This window comes from Yimella lutea (assembly GCF_006715095.1).
Classification (GTDB): domain Bacteria; phylum Actinomycetota; class Actinomycetes; order Actinomycetales; family Dermatophilaceae; genus Yimella; species Yimella lutea.
Genome location: NZ_VFMO01000001.1, coordinates 2,704,091 through 2,718,316 on the forward strand (window position 1 = coordinate 2,704,091; position 14,226 = coordinate 2,718,316).

Consider the following 14,226-nt stretch of genomic DNA (forward strand, 5'->3'; position numbering starts at 1 on the left):
AGGTCGGCCTCAGTGACGTCCCGGCTTGCCCGGACGCCCCTGCTTGCCAGGCTTGCCCGCCTTGTCACGGAACACCTGGATCACCGACGGACGCGGCTGACCGGTGCCGTCGTACGGGAACAGGCTCGCGGGCGCCGACGGGCTCGCCCCGTCGACCTCACCCGGGTGCTGAACTGCGCAGAACACCGTCTTGTCGTCGACGATCAGCGGGCCCGCCGACTCCGCACCGTGAGGCACGGTGTGGAACTGCTTGAGGTGACCAGCGTCGGCACCGTCGAGCGGCATCATGAAGAACGCGTCCGCGTTGCCCAGAGCGTTGCCGTCGGTCGAGATCCACAGGTTGCCCTCGGAGTCGAAGGCCACGTTGTCCGGGCACGAGATCGGGCTGACCTCGCTCTTGTCGAACCCGTCGAAGTACGTGGTCGGGTCCTCCGGGTCACCGCAGATCAGCACGAGCTTCCAGGTGAAGGTCGTACCGGTGTGGTCGCCGCGATCCTCGACCAGCTCCAGCACCTGACCGTGCTTGTTGCTCGGACGCGGGTTGGCCTCGTCGACCTCGGCGGCGGTGCGCTTGGAGTTGTTGGTCAGCGCGACGTAGACCTTGCCGGTGACCGGGCTGGGCTCGACGTCCTCGGGGCGGTCCATCTTGGTCGCGCCGGCCCTGTCGGCGGCCAGACGCGTCCAGACCAGGACCTCCTCGACCGACATGCCGGCGATCTTCGACTTGCCGCCGACCACCAGCGGCAGCCAGGTGCCGGTGCCATCGCAGACGCCGTCCTGCTGACCGTCGCCGGTGAACTTGGCGACGTAGAGGTCGCCCTCCTCCAACAGCGTCATGTTGTGGCGACGGTCGCCCTCGCGGTACTTGCGCTTGGAGACGAACTTGTACAAGTAGTCGTAGCGCTCGTCGTCACCGGTGTAGGCGACCACGTGTCCGTTGCGCGCGATCTGGACGTTGGCGCCTTCGTGCTTGAGGCGGCCGAGGGCCGTGTGCTTGCGCGGGGTGGACGTCGGGTCGGTCGGGTCGATCTCGACGACGTAGCCGAATCGGTTGACCTCGTTGGGCTCCATCGAGGTGTCGAAGCGCGGGTCCACGGAGTCCCAGTTGCGGCCCTTGCTGCCGGTGATGCCATACCGCTTGTACGCGGCTTCCTGCCCGGCCGGCGCGGACGCCGTTTTGAAGTAGCCGTTGAAGTTCTCCTCGCCGGAAAGGACGGTGCCCCACGGAGTGGTGCCACCGGCGCAGTTGGCGAACGTGCCGTACACACGGCGGCCGGTCGGGTCGGCCTTGGTGCGCAGCAGCTTGGATCCGGCAGCAGCGCCGGTGATCGCGAACTCGGTGTTCGGAGTGATGCGGCGGTTCTTACGAGCGCCCATCTTGGCTTCCCACTCGCGTCCCTTGCGGGCGACCTCGACCACGGACATGCCGTGCGCGGCCATCGCAATCTTGATCTGCTCCTTGGTCATCGAGGAGTAGCCGGTGAATCCCCGGAACATCAATTCGTCGTTGGTGTACTCGTTGTTGACCACCAGCAACCCGCGACCCGAGCGCCCGTGCCGGACCAGACCGACGTAATCGCAGTTGTAGCCGAACTGCTTCTCCTGAGCGGCCGCCGTCTGGTTGTCGAAGTCGAACTCCGGCGCGCCGGCGATGATCGGGTCGCCCCATTTGACCAACGGCTTCCAGGTGAATCCCTCAGGGGTGACGACCTTGTCGGTCTCGAACGGGATCGGCGGCGTCGACTCGAACTCGTAGACCTTGTGACCGAGGGCGTGACCGCGTCCTTCACCGGCGGCAGCGGGACCCGCGACGGCTACGGCGGCGCCGGCCACGGCGGTGGTGGTACCGACGGCCTTGAGGAAGGTACGGCGGGAGGTGCCGGCGACGATATCGCCGAAGTACTCGTTGTCGCTCTCGTTGGCGACGGGCTGGAAGCAGCTGTCGGCGCAACGGTAGTGACAGGTCATCAGCGACCGGCTGCCGTTGTGGGGGCGATCGGTGGCAATCGGGATCAGGCGCCGGTGTTCAGGCTGTGCAGGGGTCAAGGTTCACACCTTCCAGGCGGATCGTTCGATGCGTCCGCGGCGGGGTGCACGGACGCGTGGCCGCCGCGAGGACGGGCCGCCTCCCGACGCTATGAGCGGGTGCCACCGACGGGGTGACGCTCGGGTGAACGAACGATGATGGTTCGGTCAAGGAATGGCAAGACCGCCCGGGCTCAGGCGGGATCGCGCCGCTGCCAGGATGGAACGGTGAACTCGTTCGAAACACTCGCCGCCCGTCTGCCTGTTCCGATCATCGCTGCCCCGATGGCCGGTGGGCCCTCCACGCCGGCTCTCGTCGCTGCTGTTGCCGACGCGGGAGGTTCCGGGTTCCTGGCTGCCGGGTACCGCACCGCGCAGGAGATGAGTGCGCAGATCGCCGAGGTGCGGTCGCTGACCGAGCGCCCGTTCGGCGTCAACCTCTTCGTGCCGAACGACGACCCGGTGGACGATGCGGCACTGGAGGTCTACCGCCGCTCCTTGCTGCCCACGGCGTCCGAATTCGGACTCGACGAGCTCCCGTCCCACAAGGCTGAGACGGAGGACTGGGACGCGAAACTTGCTGCGCTGCAGGAAGATCCGGTGCCGATGGTCTCGTTCACGTTCGGCCTTCCCGACGCGGACGTGGTCGGCGCCTTGCAAGCCGTGGGCACCTGCGTCCTGGCCACGGTCACGTCCTTGTCGGAGGCTCGTGCTGCCGAGCAACTCGGGTACGACGGGCTGGTCGTGCAGGGTCCGGACGCCGGCGGCCACCGGGGCACTCACCACACGTCGACCGAACCCGACCGGACGCCGCTGCTGTCGCTGCTCGCGCACATCGTCCAGTCCGTCGACCTGCCGATCATCGCCGCGGGTGGCCTGTCGGCCGGCTCATCCATCGCCGACGCCCTGGCTTTCGCGGACGCCGTCCAACTCGGGACGGCCTTCCTGGACGCCGACGAGGCCGGCACGTCCGCCATTCACCGCGCCGCGCTGCGCGACCCGCGTTTCACCGAGACGGCGGTGACGCGCTGCTTCACCGGGCGCTTCGCCCGCGGTTTGCGCAACGATTTCATCGACCGCTTCGATCACGACGCGCCGGCGGCCTATCCCGCGGTTCACCAGGTCACCCAGCCGTTGCGGAAAGCGGCAACGGCAGCCAACGATCCGCGGTTCGTCCACCTGTGGGCCGGCACCGGGTGGCGCGACCTGCCGAGCGGCGGTGGCGCGCAGATCACGAACGACCTGTGGCGAGCTGCGCAGGAACAGATGCACGATGCCTAGGCACGAAGAAGCCCCGACCAGCGAACTGGTCGGGGCTTGTGCGCTCCCCCGGTTGGACTCGAACCAACAACCTGCCGGTTAACAGCCGGCTGCTCTGCCAATTGAGCTACAGGGGAATGTGTCCCTGGTGGGCGCGAGACGAAACTGTAGCAAATCGGGCGCCCAACCACCGAATCGAGTCAGGCACCGATTCAGCTGCGCTCCGGTGGGAGTCCTACCTGGTCGCGCAAGTGCGCGCTGACCTGCTCGATGGCCTGTGCGACGGCGGGATCGGACGGTGCGGTTCGGCGTCCGAGGACGACCTGCTCGAACAATTCCCCCGTGCGCAGATCCTTGCGAATCACCACTCGTCCGGACTGTGCCGGACCGGTCGTCGGCAAGGCCGCGGACAGCACGACGGACGCCTGCACGCGTTCGTGGAAGACCTCGGGCAGGCGGGTGTCGGTGTCCTTGAAGGTGAACTGGACACCTTTGCTGCGATCGATCCAGGTGATGGTCAACGTCCAGGTGTCCGGGCTCCATTGACCGGTGTCGACGCAAGACCAGGGCTTGCGCCAAAGCACCTCCGTGTCACGGACGACCGCAAGTTCGGCGGTGCACGCCGCGACGGTGTGGCCGGTGTTGTCGTCGACGGCATACGCCAGCACCTTGTGTCCGCGCGTCAGGTCGAGCGCATCGGTCAGATCGGCGGGAGCTTTGGGGTCGCGCCCGAACATGCGCATCAGGTTCTCCTCGGTCGTTGGATGGTCGATGGGTCACTCGGTGGCCATGCGCGCGTGCGCGGCCTGCAACTGCAGCAGGCGCGCTGACAACTGCCCAGCCATCTCGGCGTCGCCGGAGTGTTGACGTAGTTGAGCCATCACGTCGTCGATCCGGCGCCGCATCGCCGCATCGCGCACGCGGGCGATGAGCGAGGCGGCAAACCGCGGTTCGGGCAGCCCGGTGTTGCGGTCGATACGGGTGGGCAGTTCGGTGACCGAGAGTCGCGCCACGTAGCCGCCGATCTCCTCGGGGGCGGCGGCTCGCACCGCATCACTCCACGCCCGCAGCGAGTTCGTCGACGGGTCGCCGACCTGCATCACCGCTTCGAAGATCTTGCCGTGCGCCGGCGCGAGGAAGTCGTCGACGGACAGTTCCATCAGCTGCGGGCCGGGCACCGCCGACGGAAACTGGAGCATGCACGAGAGCAACTGCATCTCCGCGACAACGAGCGGGTTCCTGAAGTCGGGCAACGCGATGCCCGGCGTCTCCTGCTCGGGCTCGGGCTCGGGTTTACGGGCCGGACGTTCGTCGACCTTGATCGCGGAGGCCTTGTGCACCTCGAGTTCGAGCTGGTCGAGCGGCACACCGATCCATCCGGCGACCTCTCGGGTGTACGCCGGACGCATAGCGGAGTCGCGAATTCCCTTGATGATCGGGGCAACTGCACGCATTCCGCGGACGCGGCCCTCGACGCTGCCGAGGTCGAACCGGTCGAGCGTCGTGCGCACCGCGAACTCGAACATGGGGATCGCCGACTCGACCAGCGACTCCACTCCCGGGGTTCCTTCGGCCAGTCGAAGCTCACACGGGTCCATGCCGTCGGGGGCGACGGACACGTACGACTGCGCAGCCCACTGCTGGTCCATGTCGAAGGCCTTCATCGCCGCCTTCTGCCCGGCGGCATCGCCGTCGAAAGTGAACACCACACGTCCGGGCGCCTGTCCCGCTTCGTCGCGGATCAGCCGGCGGATCGACTTGATGTGGTCGGTACCGAACGCGGTGCCGCAGGTGGCCACGGCATGCGGCACACCGGCAAGGTGACAGGCCATCACGTCGGTGTAGCCCTCGACGATCACGGCTCGACGGTCCGACGAGATCGACTTCTTGGCCAGGTCGAGACCGTAGAGGACGTGGGTCTTCTTGTAGATCGGTGTCTCGGAGGTGTTGAGGTATTTGGCCTCGATGCGGTCGTCGTCGAAGATCCGTCGCGCGCCGAACCCGATCGTGTCCCCGGTGATGTCGCGGATCGGCCAGACCAGGCGTCCGCGGAACCGGTCGTACAAGCCCCGTCGACCTTGCCCGACCAGCCCGGCAGTGACGATCTCCTCAGCGGTGAAACCCCTGCGGCGCAGGAGATCTGCGAGCGCCTCGCCGCCTCGCGGTGCGTAGCCGACTCCAAACGGTTTGCACTGCGCGCCGTTGAAGTCGCGGGCGCGTAGGAAGTCGCGTGCGGTTCGTGCCTCGCCCGACGAAATGAGCGACTCCTGGTAGAACTCGTCCGCAACCCGGTGCGCCTCGAGCAGCCGGGTCCGTCGGCCGACGGATTCCGGACGTGGCCCGACGCCCTGCTCGTAGTGCAGTTCGACGCTGTATTTCGCTGCCAGCCGCTCGACGGTCTCGGCGAAGGTGAGGTGCTCGACCTCCATCACGAAGTTGATGACGTCGCCGCCCTTGCCGCAGCCGAAGCAGTTGTAAGCGCCGACGGCCGGCCGGACGTAGAACGACGGGGTCTTCTCGTCGTGGAACGGGCACAGGCCCTTCAGCGAGCCGGGACCGGAACGGCGCAGCGTAACGTGTTCGCCGACGACCTCGTCGATCGCCGCCTTCTCCTTGACGAGAGCGATGTCGTCTTCCTTGATCAAGCCCGCCATCGTTCACCACCTCTCGTCGTTCGCTCGCGACTTCGAAGTCTATGTCGCTGCCTGCCTGCGCTCGACCGCCCTCCGCAGGGCCCGAGCAACAGGTGAATCAGAGTTGGGTGCGGGCCAGCAGCCGAGCCCGCAGGTCGGTCATCGACGCCACCTGGTCGACGATCACCCGCAGGCGGGTGCCATCGTCCGTCGCCAGGTCGTACTCCTCGGCGAAAAGCGGATCCAGCAGGTCGGGGCGGGCGCTCAGCAGATCGACGAGTCCGGTCAGTTCATCGCGCTGTCGAGCCATCAGTTCATTGCGCTCGTCGGTGAACATCACGAACCGCGCAGCAGTCGCCTTGAGCAGGACGCACTCCGCGACCACGTTGTCGGGCACCACCAGATCGGCGTCGTATCGCAGCAGCCTGCCCTCGCCGTGGCGGTCGGTGGTGGCTCGCACTGCCTCGCGCACGAACCATCCGATGAGCCTGCTGGTCATGTCCTTCAACGAGGCGACGGCGGCCCGGCCGCTGCCTCGCTCCGCGGGCACCGCGCCGCTACCGAGCAATGCCGTTGCCGCACTCTCGATCTCGGCGACCGACAGGTGTGGTGCGTACAACCGCTGCGCCAAGTGGGCAAGGTCGTTGACCTCGGTCGCCGACCCCAGCACTCGCAGGTCGATGAGGCCCGAGGTGACGCCGTCCTCGACGTCGTGCACCGAGTAGGCGACGTCGTCCGCCCAGTCCATGACCTGCGCTTCGAGACAGCGAGCCTTCGACGGGGCATCGGCTCGCACCCAGCCGAAGATCTCCCGGTCGTCGGCATAGCAGCCGAACTTGCGGGTCTGCGCCGGTCCGTCGCCGCGCGTCCACGGGTACTTCGAGGCCGCGTCCAGGCTGGCGCGGGTGAGGTTGAGGCCCACCGAGCGTCCCTGCGGGGTCGAGCGTTTCGCCTCGATACGGGTCAGCAACCGAAAGGTCTGCGCATTGCCCTCGAAGCCACCGATGTCGGACGCGATGGCATCCAGTGCGGTCTCACCGTTGTGGCCGTACGGCGGGTGACCGAGGTCGTGGGCCAGACATGCGGTGTCGACGACGTCCGCGTTGCAGCCGAGCGCGGAGGCGATCTCGCGTCCGATCTGCGCGACCTCGAGCGAATGGGTCAACCGGTTGCGAATGAAGTCGTCCGAATCCGGCTGTAGCACTTGCGTTTTGGCAGCCAACCGACGCAAGGAGGCCGAATGCAGGATCCGGGCCCGGTCGCGCGCGAAATCGTCGCGGTCGGCGCTCTTCTGCGCAGGATCCTCCCCGACGAAGCGTTCGCGATCCTGGGGCGAGTACCCACTCATCGGCCTCTCCTGCCGGCGAAGACGCGCAGGGGCGAGCGCATGCTGTGTTCGGTGTAGCCGCCGATCGCCAGACCCGCGCCGCGCTCGAACCGGTTGCGTGACCAGTGATCGCCGGTGAGCAGCTTCGACCACGCGCACGCCGCGAGGTACAGCGGGATGAACGGCAGGCCGCCGCACCGCTGGTACTGGAACGAGTGCCACTCCTCATGGCGCAGCAACCATTCGCGGTGCTCGAGGATCTCCGGCCACTCCTGGCGGGTGATCGCGACGCTACCCACGGTGAACGCGCCCGCGGCAGGGAATCCGAAGCGGTACCGGTCGGCGAGCCACATCCCGCGCGGCCCCCGAGTGATCCGACACCGGCCGATCCGGGCGACGAGGAGCCCCAAGGCAGTGGATCCGTTCCGCTTGTTCGCGCGGTTCTTCGCATCAATGCGACCCTGCTCGAACTCCTGCACGAAGGGGTCCGACATCAACGGATGGGTCACTGCTGCACCTGGAACATCTGCGGGACGACGTCGATGAACTGCACCAACCACCCGCGTTGCTGGGCTGCCCAGTTGTCGGCGATCGGGTCGACCGGGAACAGGATGGATGCCTCGTCCGCGCTCACCAACGCCAGGTCACGGCCCTGGTCGTCGGTGACGATGCGCCAGTCGGCATCGGTGGTGCGGCGCAGGTGCTCGCCGAGTGCCATCCCGATCGCGGTGAGCGTCGCAGTGGGGTCGGTACGAGCATCCTCGTCGGTCGCGAGCACCTCGTCGAAGTACTTCTCGTACGCGGCCTCGATGCTGTCGGCCGACTCGACGTCGATCCCGAGACGCGCGGCGTCACCGAGCCAACCGCGCAGCACGATGCGGGACTGGGTGTCGAGTTGTTCGATCGTCGGGGCGGGCGAATCGGCGGTCATGAGGCGGTGGCGCCGTACCTCGCCTGCGCGCGGGCGCGAGCCTTGGCAGCTTCGACCTCACGGTCCTTGGGCGGCGCGGTCGTCACCAGGGCGTCCAGCAGGTGCCGGCTGGCGTGTGCGATCTGTTCCACCGCTTCGTCGAAGGCTGCCTGGTTGGCGGCGGACGGCTTGGTGGTGCCGGCGATCTTGCGCACGTACTGCAGTGCAGCAGCCTGCACCTCGTCGTCGGTCGCCGGCGGCTCGAAGTTGTTCAGCGGACGGATGTTGCGGCACATGTGCCCAGGTTCCCATACCACCCGATGGTGCGAGCCCGGTCGAGCCCGCCTGCGCTCTACGCTCGTGTCATGAACCGCAGGAACCGCCCGCTCGTCAGCGTCGAACGCCTGAAGCAGGTCATGGACGAAGGATCCCTGGATCCGGTGCTGCTCGACGTCCGTTGGCAGTTGAACGCGCCGTCGCAGCGCGCGGCGTACGACGAGGCGCATCTGCCCGGCGCGCAGTGGATCGAGTTCGAGGAAGTGCTCAGTGGTGAGCCCGGCGACGACGGCCGCCACCCGATGCCCGATCACGAAACCTTCGAACGGGCGATGCGCGCGGCCGGCGTGACCGACGACCGTCCGGTCATTGCCTACGACCAGGCGAATTCGCTTGCCGCGAGCCGCGCCTGGTGGCTGCTTCAACACTTCGGCCACACCGACGTATACGTGCTGGACGGCGGTTTCGAGGCGTGGGTCGCAGCCGGTCATCCGGTGACCTCGCAGGTCGACCCGGTGGTGCCCGGCGAGTTCGTCGCCACCCCGGGCTGCACGCCGGTCCTCGACGCGGACGAGGCGGCCGACCTGGCCTACCGTTCGGTGCTGCTGGACGCTCGTCCGGCCGACCGGTTCCGCGGTGAGAACGAGACGATCGACCCGGTCGCCGGCCACATCCCGGGTGCTGTGTCGATGCCCGCGTTGGCCAACGTGGGTCACGACGGACGCTTCCTGCCCCCGGACGATCTGGCCATGCGCTTCACGGCGGCCGGGGTGCGACCCGACAGCGAGGTCGGCGTCTACTGCGGGTCCGGCGTGCAGGCGTCCCACCTGGCGCTGGCGCTGCAGGCGAGTGGCATCAATCCCCGCACCGGCGTCTACGTGGGGTCGTGGTCGCACTGGATCACCGACCCGGACCGTCCGGTCGAGACGGACTGATCCTCAGCCGCCGCTGGCGTCGACCTCGGCGGCCGCGATCGTAGCGCGCTGTTGCGGCGAGAGTTCCTGGCTGTCGAGCCAGCCGTCCGGCAGGATCACGCGCCGCTCGGACCCGGCGCGTCCACGCTGGCCCTCTGCGGCCTCGCCCGGCCACGGCTGGTCGAGGTCCATGGTTGCGATGAGGTCGTCCAGCGCGGCCAGACTGTCGACGAGCGCCAGGCTGCTGCGGATGTGCGAACCGGCCCGGAATCCCTTGAGGTACCAGGCGATGTGCTTGCGGATGTCGCGGCACGCCTTCTGCTCGGACTCGTAGAACTCGACGAGGTACTCGGTGTGCAGGCGCAGCGTCTGCGCGACCTCGCGCATGGTGGGCTCCACCCGGTGCGACGAACCGGAGAATGCGGCGGCGAGATCGGTGAACAGCCACGGCCGGCCCAGGCACCCGCGGCCGACGACGACTCCGTCGCAGCCGGTCTCGGCGACCATCCGGACCGCGTCCTCGGCCGACCAGATATCGCCGTTGCCGAGGACAGGGACCGAGGTGACCGTCTTCTTGAGTGTTCGGATCGCCGACCAGTCGGCGGTGCCGGAGTAGGCCTGTGCGGCCGTGCGCGCGTGCAGGGCAACCGCGGCGGCACCCTCGCCTTCGGCGATCCGTCCGGCTTCGAGGTAGGTGAGGTGGTCGTCGTCGATGCCCTTGCGCATCTTGACCGTCACCGGAATGTCGGCCTTGGCGGCTTCACGAACGGCGTTGCTGACGATGCCGCGGAACAGTTCGGTCTTCCACGGCAGCGCTGAGCCACCGCCCTTGCGGGTGACCTTGGGCACCGGGCAACCGAAGTTGAGATCGATGTGGTCGCAGCGGTCCTCCTCGACGAGCATCCTTACCGCAGCTGCCGTCGTGGCCGGGTCAACGCTGTACAGCTGGATCGAGCGTGGCGACTCGTCCGGGTCGTGCTCGATCAATCGCATCGTGATCGGGGTTCGCTCGACCAGTGCGCGGGAGGTGATCATCTCGCTGACGTACAGGCTGCTCGCACCACTGGCACCCGCCGCGTCCGAGCCGGCATTGCCGTATTGACGGCACAAGCGACGGAACGCGCGGTTGGTGATGCCGGCCATCGGGGCGAGCACCACCGGCGTCTCGATGCGCTGGTTGCCGATCTGCAGGGCAGGCAGCACGGGAGCGGGAACGGTCGTAGTCATGGCGTCCACCATCGTCTCAGGCCGGTGCAAATCGGCGGGTTCGTCGCACGGACAGGTCGCCGTTAGGCTCGTCGGGTGCAGGATCAGACCCCTTCCGTTTCCGTGTCGCCGTTGCGCGCGAAGATCGAACACCGCAGCAACCCGATGGTCGAGACGCTCAGCCGGACGCCGCGAGCGCTGCCGATCGTGCTGTTCGCCGTTCTGGTCGCCGCGGGCGTGCTGTTGCGGGGAGCGCTCGGCGGGATCCTCCTGGTGGTCGCGGCCGCATTCGTCGGTTGGCTGGCCTATCTCGTCTGGCCGCGGTTGTCGCTGCCCGAACGGGTGATGCGGTGCGCCGTGCTGCTCCTGGTCGCTGCGCTGGCCGTCGTCTGCTTCGCCGCCGAAGGCCTGCTGATTTGACAACGATTCTCAACTGATTGAGAATCGTTCTCATGCTTCGTCTCGCCGTTCCTCTCGTCGCCGCCGCTCTCGCCACGTCCCTCGCCGCCTGCGGTTCCGACTCGAGCACTGCGGACGGCGCCGCGAAGAAGGACGGCGCGACACTGAACGTGGTGACGACGTTCTACCCGTTGCAGCATGCGGCCGAACGGGTCGGCGGCTCCACGGTGTCGGTGACCAATCTGACCAAGCCGGGCGCCGACGCGCACGACCTGGAACTGAAGCCGAAGGACGCCGCTTCCATCCAGCAGTCGTCGCTGCTGATCTACCTCAAGGGCTTCCAGCCGTCCGTCGACGCGAGCGCGTCCTCGGCGCCCGAGTCGTTCGACGTGTCGTCGACGGCGAACCTGTCCCTGCACGCGGACGACGTGACGAAGGTCGGCGTCGATGCTCATGACCACGGTGACGAACAGGGTGACGAACACGGTGACGAACAGGGTGATCACGAGGGCCACGACCACGGCATCTACGACCCGCACTTCTGGCTCGACCCGGTGCGGTACGCGTCCGTGGTCGCTGCGATCGGTGAGCGCTTCTCGAAGCAGGACCCGAAGAACGCGTCCCGATACCGTTCGTCCGCAGCGACTTTCGTCAAGGAGCTCACGTCGCTCGACGGGTCGTTCTCCTCGACGCTGGCGACCTGCACCAGTCGTGAGTTGGTGACCGCACACACGGCGTTCGGCTACCTCGCCGATCGTTACAAGCTGCACCAGGTCGGGGTCACGGCGATCTCACCTGAGCAGGAGCCGACCCCCGGACGTCTCAAGGCAGTCGCCGATTACGTCCGCAAGCACAAGGTCACCACGATCTACACCGAGGTGTTGACGTCGCCGGCCGTCGCTGAAACCGTCGCCAAGCAGACCGGGGCGAAGGTCGCACTGCTCGACCCGCTGGAAGGACTCACCGACAAGTCCCCCGCCAAGGACTATGTCTCGGTGATGAAGGCCAACCTTCAGGCGCTGAAGAAGGGACAATCGTGCCGATGAGTCCCTCAGCGCTACGACTGAACGATGCGGCCTTCGGATACGGGGGCCGCGTCGTCGTCGACGGACTGACCTTCGACGTGCCGACCGGACAGGTGATGGCCGTCGTCGGGCCGAACGGATCCGGGAAGTCCACCTTCGTCAAGGGCCTGCTCGGCCTGGCCGACCAACTCGGTGGTGACGCCGCCGTTTTCGGTGATCCGCCGCGCACCCGCGAGGTGCGACGCCGTATCGGTTACGTCCCACAGCGGCACACCCTGTCTGCGTCCGTACGCGCCACGGTCCGCGAGATCGTCGAGACCGGGCGCCTCGCGCACCGGCCCTGGTACCGACCGGCCGGCGCCGACGACCGGGCCGCCGTGGACGCAGCACTCGCTCAGGTCGGGCTGGGCGATCGGGTCGACGCCGAGGTGTCCGACCTGTCCGGCGGACAGCAACGCCGGGTACTCATCGCCCGTGCGCTGGCGGGGCGCCCGGACCTGCTGATCATGGACGAACCCACGGCGGGCGTCGACACCGCCAGCCAGACCGTGCTCGCGGAGGTGCTGCACCGGCTCGCCGACGAGGGCACCACCATGTTGATCGTCACCCATGAACTGGTCGCACTGCGCGGCATCGTCGACCGGATCGTCGAGATTGCCCAAGGCGGACTGGCCTTCGACGGGACTCCCGTGGAGTGGGCGGAGCAGGAGCGCGGACGCATCTTGGCGACCGCGTCCCACGACGGTCACTGCGGCCCCGGCGATCCCGAGCGGTCCACGTACGCAATCGGCCCGTGGGACGGCATCACTCCCCCGCCCGCAGTGTCACGCCGCGTAGGAGGCCGTCGTGCTTGAGATGTTCGAACTCGACTTCATGCGCCAGGCGTTCATCGCTGCTGTGCTCGTCGGTGCCGCGGCGCCCGCCGTGGGTGTCTTTCTGGTGCAACGACGGCTGTCGTTGATCGGGGACGGACTCGGTCACGTCGCACTGGCCGGCGTCGCGATCGGCGTGCTCACCGGCGCCGCGCCGACCTGGACCGCGCTGGTCGCGGCGATACTTGCTGCCTGCGTGATCGAGGCAATTCGCTTGCGCGGCAACACGAATGCGGACGTCGCTCTCGCCGTGATGTTCTACGGCGGCATCGCGCTCGGTGTCGTGCTGCTGGCAAAGGCGCCGGCCGACCAGGGTGCATCGATGACGACGTACCTGTTCGGTTCGATCCTGACCACGCAGGCGGACGAGCTCTGGCAGTTCGCGGTGTTGGCCGTGATCGCGATCGGTGCCACGACCGTCCTGCGCAAGCGGTTGTTCGCGGTGGCGAACGACGAGGAGTTCGCCCGGGCGGTCGGCCTGCCGGTCATGCGGACCAACCTCTTGCTGTCGGTGCTCACGTCGGTGACCGTCGTGTTGTCGATGCGCGTGATCGGTCTGTTGCTGATCAGTGCACTGATGATTCTGCCCAACGCCACCGGCCAGTTGCTCGGCCGAAGCTTCCGGGCGTCCACCACCTGGGCTGTCGTCGTCGGGGTGCTGTGCGGCGCTGTAGGAGTCGCGGCGTCGTACCAACTCGACACCCCGTCCGGGGGCACCGTCGTCCTCACCGCCGTCCTGATCTTCATCGTGGTGTCGCTCGTCGCCGCGGCGCGCCGAGCGATCATCCTGCGCCGTGCGCGCGCCGGCACGCACCCACACCGGCACTACGACGGCTGCGGACATGACGCAGTGCTGCACGCCGACCATGTCGATTACCTCCACGACGGGCACCACCACGCTGCGCACGACGACCACTGGGATGAACACGCGCCGACGCGTGAGACGTCCGGCAGAACCACCCACGAGGAGCACGTCTGATGAGCCGCAAACCGACCCGCCAGCAGACCGCCGTCGCCGAGCAACTCGCCTCCCGCGGCGACTTCGTATCGGCGCAGCAGTTGCATGCCGCGCTCACCGCCAGCGGCGCATCGGTCGGTCTCGCGACGGTGTACCGGACACTGCAGACGATGGCCGGCGACGGCACCGTCGACGCGCTGATCACCCCCGAGGGCGAGACCATCTACCGGCGGTGCGAGACCACCGGCCACCACCACCACCTGGTCTGCCGCCAGTGCGGCCGCACCGTCGAGGTGGAGGGCCCCGCCGTCGAGCAGTGGGCCGACCGGGTCAGCTCCGAGAACGGTTTCCGCGACGTCGAGCACACCCTCGAGATCTTCGGGGTCTGCGCCGAGCACTGAGCCTTTCTGTTTACAGCGAG

The 14,226-nt window shown here is 67.8% G+C and carries 15 protein-coding genes and 1 tRNA gene; 7 read left to right on the forward strand and 9 right to left on the reverse strand.

Annotated elements, in window-relative coordinates; genetic code table 11:
* Positions 1 to 9: 9 nt before the first annotated feature.
* Positions 10 to 1,968, reverse strand: coding sequence for a PhoX family protein (locus FB459_RS13040; RefSeq protein WP_141929537.1), 1,959 nt, complete (start codon positions 1,966 to 1,968; stop codon positions 10 to 12).
* Between the two features lie 285 nt (positions 1,969 to 2,253).
* On the opposite strand from FB459_RS13040, the gene FB459_RS13045 reads away from it, so the two are divergent.
* Positions 2,254 to 3,306, forward strand: a complete 1,053-nt coding sequence (locus FB459_RS13045; protein ID WP_246092442.1) for a nitronate monooxygenase — start codon at positions 2,254 to 2,256, stop codon at positions 3,304 to 3,306.
* 43 nt (positions 3,307 to 3,349) lie between these two features.
* On the opposite strand, the gene FB459_RS13050 is transcribed toward FB459_RS13045, so the two are convergent.
* The 7 genes from FB459_RS13050 to FB459_RS13080 all read right to left on the reverse strand — a co-directional run bounded on the left by FB459_RS13050 (position 3,350) and on the right by FB459_RS13080 (position 8,451).
* Positions 3,350 to 3,422 (reverse strand) — tRNA-Asn (locus FB459_RS13050).
* Positions 3,423 to 3,497: 75 nt separating this feature from the next.
* Positions 3,498 to 4,028, reverse strand: a complete 531-nt coding sequence (locus FB459_RS13055) for a hypothetical protein (protein ID WP_141928809.1) — start codon at positions 4,026 to 4,028, stop codon at positions 3,498 to 3,500.
* A 33-nt stretch (positions 4,029 to 4,061) separates the two neighbouring features.
* Complete coding sequence (dnaG, locus tag FB459_RS13060; protein ID WP_141928810.1) at positions 4,062 to 5,939, reverse strand: DNA primase; 1,878 nt, start codon at positions 5,937 to 5,939, stop codon at positions 4,062 to 4,064.
* A 97-nt stretch (positions 5,940 to 6,036) separates the two neighbouring features.
* Positions 6,037 to 7,266 carry a deoxyguanosinetriphosphate triphosphohydrolase gene (locus FB459_RS13065; RefSeq protein ID WP_141928811.1) on the reverse strand — a complete coding sequence of 410 codons (1,230 nt, stop codon included), beginning with the start codon at positions 7,264 to 7,266 and terminating at the stop codon, positions 6,037 to 6,039.
* The gene (locus FB459_RS13070; protein WP_246092443.1) at positions 7,263 to 7,754 is read right to left on the reverse strand and encodes a hypothetical protein; all 492 of its coding nucleotides are present in this window, start codon (positions 7,752 to 7,754) and stop codon (positions 7,263 to 7,265) included. Before FB459_RS13070 ends, FB459_RS13065 begins: the two co-directional genes overlap by 4 nt.
* On the reverse strand, positions 7,751 to 8,176 hold the full coding sequence (locus tag FB459_RS13075) for a DUF3806 domain-containing protein (protein WP_141928812.1): 426 nt from the start codon (positions 8,174 to 8,176) through the stop codon (positions 7,751 to 7,753). Before FB459_RS13075 ends, FB459_RS13070 begins: the two co-directional genes overlap by 4 nt.
* On the reverse strand, positions 8,173 to 8,451 hold the full coding sequence (locus FB459_RS13080) for a DUF2277 domain-containing protein (RefSeq protein ID WP_129625678.1): 279 nt from the start codon (positions 8,449 to 8,451) through the stop codon (positions 8,173 to 8,175). Before FB459_RS13080 ends, FB459_RS13075 begins: the two co-directional genes overlap by 4 nt.
* 69 nt (positions 8,452 to 8,520) lie before the next feature.
* Between FB459_RS13080 and FB459_RS13085 the strand changes: the two genes are divergently transcribed.
* Positions 8,521 to 9,366 carry a sulfurtransferase gene (locus FB459_RS13085; RefSeq protein WP_129625677.1) on the forward strand — a complete coding sequence of 282 codons (846 nt, stop codon included), beginning with the start codon at positions 8,521 to 8,523 and terminating at the stop codon, positions 9,364 to 9,366.
* Positions 9,367 to 9,369: 3 nt separating this feature from the next.
* Here the strand turns inward: FB459_RS13085 and dusB are convergent, their stop codons facing one another.
* Entirely contained in the window at positions 9,370 to 10,572 is a 1,203-nt protein-coding gene (gene dusB / locus FB459_RS13090) for a tRNA dihydrouridine synthase DusB (RefSeq protein WP_246092444.1), read from the reverse strand.
* 75 nt (positions 10,573 to 10,647) lie between these two features.
* Here dusB and FB459_RS13095 point away from each other — a divergent pair, with 75 nt between their 5' ends.
* The 5 genes from FB459_RS13095 to FB459_RS13115 are packed head-to-tail and all read left to right on the forward strand — an operon-like array spanning position 10,648 to position 14,206.
* A complete protein-coding gene (locus FB459_RS13095; RefSeq protein WP_239701656.1) occupies positions 10,648 to 10,971 on the forward strand; it encodes a DUF6703 family protein in 324 nt (107 codons plus the stop codon).
* Positions 10,972 to 11,003: 32 nt separating this feature from the next.
* Positions 11,004 to 11,996, forward strand: a complete 993-nt coding sequence (locus FB459_RS13100) for a metal ABC transporter substrate-binding protein (RefSeq protein WP_141928814.1) — start codon at positions 11,004 to 11,006, stop codon at positions 11,994 to 11,996.
* Positions 11,993 to 12,829 (forward strand): metal ABC transporter ATP-binding protein, encoded by an 837-nt coding sequence (locus tag FB459_RS13105; protein WP_141928815.1) that lies wholly within the window; start codon positions 11,993 to 11,995, stop codon positions 12,827 to 12,829. The genes FB459_RS13100 and FB459_RS13105 overlap by 4 nt, the downstream gene beginning before the upstream one ends.
* The gene (locus FB459_RS13110) at positions 12,822 to 13,826 is read left to right on the forward strand and encodes a metal ABC transporter permease (RefSeq protein WP_141928816.1); all 1,005 of its coding nucleotides are present in this window, start codon (positions 12,822 to 12,824) and stop codon (positions 13,824 to 13,826) included. The genes FB459_RS13105 and FB459_RS13110 overlap by 8 nt, the downstream gene beginning before the upstream one ends.
* Positions 13,826 to 14,206, forward strand: a complete 381-nt coding sequence (locus FB459_RS13115; RefSeq protein ID WP_129625672.1) for a Fur family transcriptional regulator — start codon at positions 13,826 to 13,828, stop codon at positions 14,204 to 14,206. The genes FB459_RS13110 and FB459_RS13115 overlap by 1 nt, the downstream gene beginning before the upstream one ends.
* Positions 14,207 to 14,226: the final 20 nt, after the last annotated feature.

Bases quoted from the DNA above. Each gene is read 5' to 3' on its own strand.
- FB459_RS13040 (WP_141929537.1), bottom strand. From the start codon at position 1,968: ATGACCTGTCACTACCGTTGCGCCGACAGCTGCTTCCAGCCCGTCGCC.
- FB459_RS13055 (WP_141928809.1), bottom strand. From the start codon at position 4,028: ATGCGCATGTTCGGGCGCGACCCCAAAGCTCCCGCCGATCTGACCGAT.
- dnaG (WP_141928810.1), bottom strand. From the start codon at position 5,939: ATGGCGGGCTTGATCAAGGAAGACGACATCGCTCTCGTCAAGGAGAAG.
- FB459_RS13065 (WP_141928811.1), bottom strand. From the start codon at position 7,266: ATGAGTGGGTACTCGCCCCAGGATCGCGAACGCTTCGTCGGGGAGGAT.
- FB459_RS13075 (WP_141928812.1), bottom strand. From the start codon at position 8,176: ATGACCGCCGATTCGCCCGCCCCGACGATCGAACAACTCGACACCCAG.
- FB459_RS13080 (WP_129625678.1), bottom strand. From the start codon at position 8,451: ATGTGCCGCAACATCCGTCCGCTGAACAACTTCGAGCCGCCGGCGACC.
- FB459_RS13085 (WP_129625677.1), top strand. From the start codon at position 8,521: ATGAACCGCAGGAACCGCCCGCTCGTCAGCGTCGAACGCCTGAAGCAG.
- dusB (WP_246092444.1), bottom strand. From the start codon at position 10,572: ATGACTACGACCGTTCCCGCTCCCGTGCTGCCTGCCCTGCAGATCGGC.
- FB459_RS13100 (WP_141928814.1), top strand. From the start codon at position 11,004: ATGCTTCGTCTCGCCGTTCCTCTCGTCGCCGCCGCTCTCGCCACGTCC.
- FB459_RS13105 (WP_141928815.1), top strand. From the start codon at position 11,993: ATGAGTCCCTCAGCGCTACGACTGAACGATGCGGCCTTCGGATACGGG.
- FB459_RS13115 (WP_129625672.1), top strand. From the start codon at position 13,826: ATGAGCCGCAAACCGACCCGCCAGCAGACCGCCGTCGCCGAGCAACTC.